This window comes from Thermodesulfobacteriota bacterium (assembly GCA_034189135.1).
Classification (GTDB): Bacteria; Desulfobacterota; Desulfobacteria; order Desulfobacterales; family JAUWMJ01; genus JAUWMJ01.
In genome coordinates, this window is record JAXHVO010000063.1 from 1 (window position 1) to 9,078 (window position 9,078).

Genomic DNA, 9,078 nt, shown 5'->3' on the forward strand with positions numbered 1-9,078 from the left:
AATGGATTTGGTCGCAGAACAGTAATTTTAACACAATAATACCCCTTAAGGGGTTATCAGTATCGATGCCCTTATAGGGCTTTATGCAAGCCTCCGGCTGGGCCGGAGGTCATGACTTTTTTAGCTCTATCCTTTTCTGCTTCTTTTATATTAAACTGCAGGCTATAGATAGTATAATATCCATTCCACCCTTTGGTGAAACGCAGCTTATTCATACCTGGTTTAAGATATTTTGTTTTTATTTTGACAGCATAACCAGCGGGGAGGCCTCCGTCAGGAAGTTGATGTACAGCCCAGATATTATTATTTACTCTGAGATCGACCAAATATGAACCACCGTCTCCTTCAATAATCAGTGGCATCTTTGCATATTTTCTTAATACTTCGGCTGAGATGTGAACATTTATGGTCAGTGGATTGGGCCCACCTAACTTATACTTGTTCAATTTAAGCGGCTTGGTGAAATCTTTCCATTCAAAAGCTTTAGCCAAACAATCATGCGTTGTAAAAAAAGAAAGAAGTAAGACCAGTAAACAAAAAAAGATCAGCTTTTTATTTTTGGGCATGCGGAAAGTCCTCCATAGAACCAGCGTTAGTTAACAAAATGAAATTAATATATAAATATCAAGGACGGGGTTTATTGTCAACGTCGATCTTTTAAGACACCAAATGAAAAAATCGTGCTTTAACCTTTATTTTTACTCAATATTGCTGTATGTATGGTGGCCAAGCGTGTTTCGATTTTAAAGTCCGCACGAAAGGAGCCGATTATGAATCCCGAAATGTTTAGGGAATATGATATACGGGGAATTGCGGGAAAAGACATGACTGACGAGGATGTGTTTTTAATCGGAAAGGGTGTGGGAACTTTTCTGGTACAGCACGGCCGCTCAACGCTCAATGTGGGGCGGGATTGCAGACTGACTTCCGATGTGTATTCTGAAAAAATAATTCAAGGACTGATGTCTACCGGATGTAAGGTCACCGATATCGGTGTATGCCCCACACCGGTTTTTTATTATTCCATCAAACACCTCAACAAACAAGGCGGTGTGATGGTAACGGCCAGCCATAATCCCGGGGAGTATAACGGGTTTAAGCTGTGTATCGATTTAGACTCCATTCACGGCAATGATATTCAAAAAATTCTTAGCATCATTAAGGAACAATCATTTGCTAAAGGAAAAGGATCTCGAGATAAAACGGATGTCATCTCCGGGTATATTGATTTTATGAAAACCCACATTAAACTGTCCAAACCACTAAAAGTCGGTGTGGATGCCGGCAATGGCACCGCCGGTGTGGTTGCCCTGCCGATTATAAAAAAACTTGGATGCCAAGTCCATGATATCTACTGTGATATGGACGGCACCTTCCCCAATCACGAGGCAGATCCCACCGTAATAAAAAATATGCGGGATCTGATTGCCCTGGTTAAACAAAACCGGTTGGATCTTGGGGTGGGATACGATGGCGATGGTGACCGTATCGGTGTGGTTGATGAAAAAGGAAATATCGTTTATGGCGACAGACTGATGATCCTATTTTCCAGGGAGATTTTGTCGAGAAAACCGGGAGCGACATTTATATCTGAAGTAAAATGCTCTAAAACTTTGTATGATGACATCGAAAAAAATGGGGGTCGGGCCATCATGTACAAAACCGGCCATTCTTTGATCAAGAAAAAGATGAAGGAAGAAAAAGCCGAACTTGCAGGTGAAATGAGCGGACATGTGTTTTTTGCCGACCGTTACTTTGGCTATGATGATGCCACCTACGCATCCTGCAGGCTTCTTGAAATACTGTCCAATACCAATAAAAAATTATCCGAGCTTCTGGCTGACGTTCCCAAAACCTATTCCACTCCTGAAATACGCGTGGAATGTGCGGATCATATAAAATTTAAGGTGGTTGGACAGGTAACCGACTATTTTAAACAACATTATGAAGTAATTGATATTGACGGTGCAAGAGTTTTGTTTGACGATGGCTGGGGTCTGGTGCGGGCATCCAACACCCAGCCTGCCCTTGTACTCCGTTTTGAAGCCATGTCGGAAAACAGGCTGGATGAGATAAAAGAACTGGTTGAGGCAAACCTTGCCAACATAAGGGATTCAATAGTAACATAGTATTCTAACTCAAGTTTTTTACCCTTTATTTACAGCGGTGCTTTGAACTCTTAATGAATTGATTTATATCTGATTTTATATCTTTCACAGAGTCAGATCAATACTATGGCAACAGAGGAATTCGAAGCTTGAGTTAAAAATAGTCTATAAAATGCGAAACAGAAATTAAGGGAGTTATAAATATGTTTGGGATTGGTATGCCGGAGTTGATTTTGATTCTGGCGATTGCGCTTATTGTAATTGGTCCAAAAAAGCTTCCGGGTCTGGCAAAATCCCTTGGACGTGCCATGCGGGAATTTAAAAGGGCCACCAGTGAATTTAAAGAATCGATAGAAATCGACGATGAAGTCAAAGAACTAAAGGACGTTAAAAGATCATTTGATGATTTGTCTGACGAAATCAGGGAAAATATGGATGTCACCAAAGAACTCGGCGATCTAAACCATCACCCAGAGGAGACAAACAATATTGAAACTGAAATAAAAGACGAAGGTGAGGATTCAACCCTTCCTGGACGCTCTGAAGACGAAGAAAGTGAGATAAAAAAAGATGACTGAGGAAGGAAAGCTCCCCTTTACCGGCCACCTGGATGAACTGAGAAAGCGCCTGATTAACATCTTTATCGCCGTCGGCATTGGTTTTGTTGCCTCTTATGCCTTTAAGGAAAAGTTGTTTGACATTCTGGTCCACCCCCTTGTAACCGTAATGAAACCCGGAGACACACTGATTTTTACCGGTCTTCCCGAAGCTTTTTTTACCTACTTAAAGGTGGCTTTTTTGTCCGGGATTATGCTTGCAGCGCCAGTCATCATTTATCAATTCTGGATGTTCGTTGCTCCGGGGCTTTATGAAAAGGAAAGACGAATACTTATTCCTATAGTTTTTCTTTCATCTGTATTTTTTATCGGTGGATCGCTGTTCGGCTATTTCATCGTTTTTCCCTGGGGCTTTAAATTCTTCCTAGGATTTGCCACCGAAACCATCCGACCCCTTCCATCCATGAAAGAATATTTAAGTTTTTCCGCCAAGCTGTTGCTTGCGTTCGGTCTTGTTTTTGAACTCCCTCTGATCCTGACATTTCTCGCCAGGCTTGGCCTGGTTTCCGTCGATTTTTTAAAGAAACACAGAAAGTATGCCCTTCTGCTATTCTTTGCAGGTGCAGCGATATTAACCCCGCCTGATGTGGTGACCCAGATTATGATGGCCCTGCCTCTGATGATTTTGTATGAAATCAGCATCATCGGTGCCAGAATTTTTGGTAAAAAGAAGCCCGAAGAGGTTAAAGAGAAAGATGCAGAAGACACAAAGACAGAAGGGGAAGGATAAAAAAAATACCCGGTAATACATGCTGCATAATGATAACATATGAGCTGCGCCTAACGACTACTGCTTCAGGAGCAGGGTTCTTTTCATGTTTTCCACTCGATAATCCCGGGTTTGAAGAATGCCTCTCATATCTGCATTCCCATCCCAATGATGAATTCATGCACAAACATCTGCTTTCAATCATCCGTTCTTTCAGCAAAGAAGCCCTATCCAAGATGATTGAAAAATCAAAACAAAACGACAAGATCATGGCCGCCCTCGTATTTGAAGCATGCCTTGTTTATGAAAAATTCTTCCATTTAAGGAACCAATTTAGTCCGGTTGAAAAAAAGCAATTGCTTGCATACACCCCGCTTATATTCATGAAGTCCCAGCAGCAAAACGACCAGACCCTTCATTCTAAATGGAACCGACTTTTTGATGCAAATATTTTGGCACATCACCCTTTGCCCTCCCCTAAAAAAGTTGGATTGCAACTGCCCTTTTCCCAAAAGGCTCTTTCCAGCACAACGCATGACAATGTTAGTATTAATGAACTTTACCAAACCATGTCCGTAAAAACACCTCCGGGAAATGCAGCCTTACCTTCTGCTGAAGAAACAGCCAGACATGCCATTGAAAAACTATCAACCGCCGACCTGCTCGCAGGAGCCGAAATGCGACATCAGTCTTCTTTAAGCCCATACGCATTGTTAAGAAATTGGCATGTAAAACTTTCGGTCAAAAACAGACGACACCATTTTTCCCTGTCAGGAATACAAACCGCTTATGGCAAGGGGTTTTCTCTGTGGGCGGCCAGGGCTTCTTATGCCATGGAAATTGTTGAGCGATGTTCATCATTTACAAATGTCGGTGCCGCCGGTGCCCTTGGATATATCACGGATTATCCTTTGATATTTGCCGGCTTTGATGAACTACAAAAAAGAGATATGACTGTGTTGAACCCCAACGCTTTAAATCTAGAAGTACCCTATCATAACGAACCATTGCACTGGCTTGAATGTCAACGGTATAGTGGTGGTAAGTACGAGCCCGTCCTCATTCCGGCGCAAAGCGTATTTTTATTCAGCAACCTTGATGAAATGAATCTTTTCAGCGGGCTCGGGTCAACCGGTTTTGCTTCAGGGAACAGTATTGAACAGGCAAAAATCAATGCCCTGCTGGAAATGATCGAAAGGGATGCAGAGGCCACCACCCCGTATGATCCGTCTGGTTGCTTTAAAATTGAAACAGATGACCCACAGCTGGCAACCCTTTTGTCCGATTACCATGCAAAGGGAATTGAAGTGCGGTTTCAGGATATTACCTCTTCATTGGGGGTCCCCTGCTATAAATGCTTTGTAGTCATGCAGGATAAATCGGTGGTGAAGGGAACCGGTGCACATTTAAATGGTAAACAAGCACTGTTATCCGCAATGGCGGAAACGCCCTACCCGTATCCTATTGGGCCACCATCCGGATCAGGCCCTGATCATCTTCCTGTACGAAACCTGGAAATTCTTCCTGATTATTCTTTGGGGAGCGTAACTGCGGACTTAAAATTTATCGAAACCCTTCTTGCAGGGCATGGCTATTTTCCGGTTTATATTGATCTGACCAGGCAAGATCTTTTAATTCCGGTAATACGGGTTTTGCTGCCCGGAATGGAACTGATGGCCGATTTTGACTGCTTCTCCCGGGTCAGTCCACGGCTTTTCAACAATTATGTTCAAATGTTTTAGAAGGTTATACTACAGCCCGGTTATAAAAAATATGTATAAAAAAAAGACGATTGTCGTTGACACGAAGTGTTTTCCTTGATAAATTGTCGAAAAACTGGTGAGCAAAATAATAGCGAAAGGAAAGGAGGCAAGAGAGAATCATGCAAAAAAAGCTATTTGTCATAGCAGTGATTGTCGGAATTTCAGCGCTGTTTATCACAGCCGGTATTTATGCTGGAACCAAAGCTCCCGATGTGATCAAAATGGAAAACAAGGCCTATAAGAAGCATAAAAAAGGGATCATCATGTTTTCCCATAAGAAACACATCGATGAATACAAGGCCGGTTGCGGGGAATGTCACCACGATGACAAAGGTAAACCCCTTAACAATTTAAAGGACGGCGACAACGTCCAAAGCTGTATAGAATGTCACAAGAAACCCGGGGAAAGACCCAAGGGGAAAGGAGCCCCCAAGCTTTCAAAAAAACAACGCCTGGATTACCATGCCGAGGCGCTGCACTACAACTGTAAGGGTTGCCATAAGAAATTTAATAAAAAGACCAAAACCAAAAAGGCACCCACCACCTGTACAAAGTGCCATCCCAAGAAAAAGAAATAGTAAGTTTTTTACTACATTAAAAACAGGGCGACCGTTTAATAAACGGCTCGCCCTGTTTTATTTAATCAAACAACTTCTCAAATACAACACCTGCCCAGGCCTGCTCAACTTCTTTCCATCTGCACAAAAAGGCTTTTTCCCGGTAAATATCCAGCAAATTCGCCAGTTCATCCGTTTTTATGCCGGATAGTACAAGAATTCCTTTTTTATGTATGATATCGTACAGATGAGGCAGCAGCCGTTTTAGGGTGGGATAACGAAGGTTGGCCGTGACCATGGAAAATACCCTTCCTATTTTTTCCACCGCCAGATCGCAGATATCAATTCTGTGCTCCAGGCCATTGATTTTAATGTTTTCCCTGGCTTCGGATATGGCACAGGGGTCTAAATCTATTCCCGTTCCTTTCTTAATTCCCATACGCACCGCTGCAATGGCCAGTATCCCTGATCCTGTACCGACATCGAGCAAACAGGTGTTTTTGTTTTTTTTAAAATAACCCTGCTTTTTTAAAGCATAATCGATCCCCTTTACTGCAAGGCGTGTGGTGGGATGCTGGCCGGCCCCGAATGAGGCGCCCTGGGAAAGGTTGATCACCACATCACCCGAATTTGCTGCAAAAGAAATTTCAGGCGGCTTTATGATTACGTGGTTTGAGATTCGAACCGGTCGGTGAAAGGATTTTTCCACAAAGGTGCAGCCGTATTGATTGGTATAGGTAAGTTCTCCTCGGGCAATCAGGTCCTTAATAACCGATTTTACCTGTTTTTTCCCCAGGGCAAACTTTTTAACGGCTGTTTTTTCCAATTTAAGGGGGGTTAATTTGATTGGTGAATGTGAAACAACTTCAAGGATGGTTTTTCTGATGATATTATCAGCAGACATTTTTAAAGGATATCAGGAAAAATAGTAAGCGTTGGACGGAATGTCGAAATTAAAAAATTAAAATCGGAAATATGGCCTTCATACTTTTAGGATTTAGGGAATACCTTCAATTTTAGCATCGTTCTTCAACTTTTGTTCCACTGATCAACTTCGTGCCTCATCACTTGATTATTTTTTTGCAAGTTTGCCGGCATTCGGCCTGTAAAATAGTTCGACCTCTTCCCAATTTCTATTGTTCAATTTCAAATTTCAATCCGCAAACAGCGACACAGTTATTTGGTGTCTTCCTGATTTGGCGTTTTTGCCATCAGTTCTTTGTATTGTATCGCATTGCGCACCATAGCTTCGGCCCAGGAGGGTGTGCCTAAAGCGTGTATATGAATATAGGTGGCCAGAACATTTTTATAGCAAATCCCATCTTTTTGGTTGATGAACCCGGTTCCCCTTCTAATGGAGAACGCAAGGTCACTTTCCTTTCCTCCCCATTTTAATACGGATGAGTAGTGAAATTCATGGCCCTTGATTTCGCTACCTATCTCAAAATAAGGGTTTTCTCTCACCACGGAAACAACCGTGTATCCATGGCCTTTCGGTTTTTTTGAAAAGCTGTAGCTAACCGGGAAAATGCCGACCATGGGGTATGATTTTTCCTTAAGTACCAGTTCTTCACCCAGATACATCAACCCGCCGCATTCGGCATATATGGGAAGACCGTTGTCCGCCATTGCTTTCAACTGTTTTTTAAATTCCTTATTTTCTGCCAGCCTTTCTGCATGGGTTTCAGGAAATCCGCCTCCGATATAAAGGGCGTCAATAGAAGGAATGGTTTTGTTTCCCAGGGGGCTTATAAATACAAGTTTTGCCCCTTTTAAACCAAGCGCTTCAAAATTATCCGGGTAATAGAACTGAAAGGCTGAATCCTTAATAATACCGATGGTCGGAGACGGGTGGCTTTTACCGCTCTTTTGATTTTGTTGCTCGTATCCCTCATGGCGAACGTTGATATTTGGCGGTGGGACGCTTTCTTCCGCAGTCCTGACTTTAGGCGGTTCCTTGATGCCATCTTGTTTGGGTTTGCCGGCGATTTTCTTTATATAATCAAGGTCAAGATATTTTAAAGCAACCTGGGATATGGCTTCAATGGATTTTTTTGCCCAGTGATGTTCAGGTGTGGGCACAAGGCCCATATGCCGCTCGGGAAAATTCTGGTCCCCCAGTTTCGGTACCGCACCAAGCACAGGAACACCACAAAAATGCTCAATACTTTTTCTCAGAATGGTTTCATGACGCAACCCTGCGACCCGGTTTAAAATAACCCCTTTTATTTTAACACCCGGATCAAACTGGATACATCCGGATACAACTGCAGCCATGGTCCGTGTGGTCTTGGTTGCATTTATACAGAGAATAACCGGCAGGTTTAAAAGTTTGGCGAGCTCTGCGGTACTGGTCGTTCCTTCAAGATCTATCCCATCGTAAAGCCCACGGTTTCCTTCTATAACCGCAATATCATCCGGAAAGGTATGTGACAGAAATGAGTAAAGAACGGCCTCTTTTTCTATAAGAAAGGTGTCCAGATTATAGCAGGGCCGGCCTGCCGCAAGGCCAAGCCAGCCCGCATCGATATAATCAGGACCTTTTTTAAAAGGTGCAATAGTCTGTCCCAAATTCTTCAGCGCAGAAATAATTCCGACCGAGAAAATGGTTTTTCCCGAACCCCCTCGCAGAGCAGCGATAACTAGTCCGGGATTATCAATATTTTTCTGCAGTAGGGAAATCTGTTTCAAAAATTAAAATTGCCAGGAATACCGGTCGGCAGATAGATTTTAATCCTCATCTTCTGCATGGGCCTGCTTACCGGTACCTTTCAGTCCATACATTGAGGTACTTCCACTTGACCAGTACTCAAGAACTTCTTCTGAAACCATCTGGTTAATCAGTTTTTTAGCAAGCCTGGGTTTTAAATCGAGTATTTTGGCAAGATCGTTAAAGTAAAATTTCGATTTCATCTTCTGTTTCTTGGTGAGTCCAGCAACTATTTTTTCTTTTGCCTCTTCATATTCCATAACTGAGTGCCTTTTTTAAGAATGCAGGGAACACGGTTGTGTCCCCTGCAGATTAATAGATTTAGAATTTAAATTGCGATGTCTGTCGCCATGTAAAGTAAGCCGGATCACGGAAATCATCGATTAGATGATGGGTAAATTCAAGCTCACATTTTTCAAAGAATCTTTCCCATCCGATCCTTTCAGCCCATTCACCGAGACGCTCATACTTGTGTGCGTCTTTTGCATACGCCTCAACAATTCTCTTGATGGTGGCTGTCATGGTTGGCCATCGAGGAGTTTCGTTGGGAATAAAAGCGACCACGACCTTGGAAAACTTGGGCGGGCTGATTCTGTTGGAAACCTTACCCCCAG

10 protein-coding genes are annotated in these 9,078 nt (G+C 42.7%); 5 read left to right on the plus strand and 5 right to left on the minus strand.

Annotated elements, in window-relative coordinates; genetic code table 11:
- Positions 1–71: 71 nt before the first annotated feature.
- Complete coding sequence (locus SWH54_09160; protein ID MDY6791422.1) at positions 72–566, minus strand: hypothetical protein; 495 nt, start codon at positions 564–566, stop codon at positions 72–74.
- A 204-nt stretch (positions 567–770) separates the two neighbouring features.
- Here SWH54_09160 and SWH54_09165 point away from each other — a divergent pair, with 204 nt between their 5' ends.
- The 5 genes from SWH54_09165 to SWH54_09185 all read left to right on the plus strand — a co-directional run bounded on the left by SWH54_09165 (position 771) and on the right by SWH54_09185 (position 5,775).
- Positions 771–2,129 carry a phosphomannomutase/phosphoglucomutase gene (locus SWH54_09165; GenBank protein ID MDY6791423.1) on the plus strand — a complete coding sequence of 453 codons (1,359 nt, stop codon included), beginning with the start codon at positions 771–773 and terminating at the stop codon, positions 2,127–2,129.
- Between the two features lie 182 nt (positions 2,130–2,311).
- Positions 2,312–2,686, plus strand: a complete 375-nt coding sequence (tatB, locus tag SWH54_09170; GenBank protein ID MDY6791424.1) for a Sec-independent protein translocase protein TatB — start codon at positions 2,312–2,314, stop codon at positions 2,684–2,686.
- The gene (gene tatC, locus SWH54_09175; protein ID MDY6791425.1) at positions 2,679–3,455 is read left to right on the plus strand and encodes a twin-arginine translocase subunit TatC; all 777 of its coding nucleotides are present in this window, start codon (positions 2,679–2,681) and stop codon (positions 3,453–3,455) included. The genes tatB and tatC overlap by 8 nt, the downstream gene beginning before the upstream one ends.
- A 29-nt stretch (positions 3,456–3,484) precedes the next feature.
- On the plus strand, positions 3,485–5,176 hold the full coding sequence (locus SWH54_09180) for a YcaO-like family protein (protein MDY6791426.1): 1,692 nt from the start codon (positions 3,485–3,487) through the stop codon (positions 5,174–5,176).
- A gap of 140 nt (positions 5,177–5,316) precedes the next feature.
- The gene (locus SWH54_09185; protein ID MDY6791427.1) at positions 5,317–5,775 is read left to right on the plus strand and encodes a cytochrome c3 family protein; all 459 of its coding nucleotides are present in this window, start codon (positions 5,317–5,319) and stop codon (positions 5,773–5,775) included.
- Between the two features lie 61 nt (positions 5,776–5,836).
- On the opposite strand, the gene SWH54_09190 is transcribed toward SWH54_09185, so the two are convergent.
- From SWH54_09190 to SWH54_09205, 4 genes are all read right to left on the minus strand, one after another.
- Positions 5,837–6,658: a 50S ribosomal protein L11 methyltransferase gene (locus tag SWH54_09190; GenBank protein MDY6791428.1), complete on the minus strand. Its 822-nt coding sequence runs from the start codon at positions 6,656–6,658 to the stop codon at positions 5,837–5,839.
- Between the two features lie 272 nt (positions 6,659–6,930).
- On the minus strand, positions 6,931–8,445 hold the full coding sequence (locus tag SWH54_09195) for a cobyrinate a,c-diamide synthase (protein ID MDY6791429.1): 1,515 nt from the start codon (positions 8,443–8,445) through the stop codon (positions 6,931–6,933).
- Positions 8,446–8,484: 39 nt separating this feature from the next.
- Complete coding sequence (locus tag SWH54_09200) at positions 8,485–8,724, minus strand: dissimilatory sulfite reductase D family protein (protein ID MDY6791430.1); 240 nt, start codon at positions 8,722–8,724, stop codon at positions 8,485–8,487.
- A 61-nt stretch (positions 8,725–8,785) separates the two neighbouring features.
- The coding region (locus SWH54_09205; protein MDY6791431.1) for a sulfite reductase, dissimilatory-type beta subunit at positions 8,786–9,078 on the minus strand (293 nt) is incomplete at its 5' end.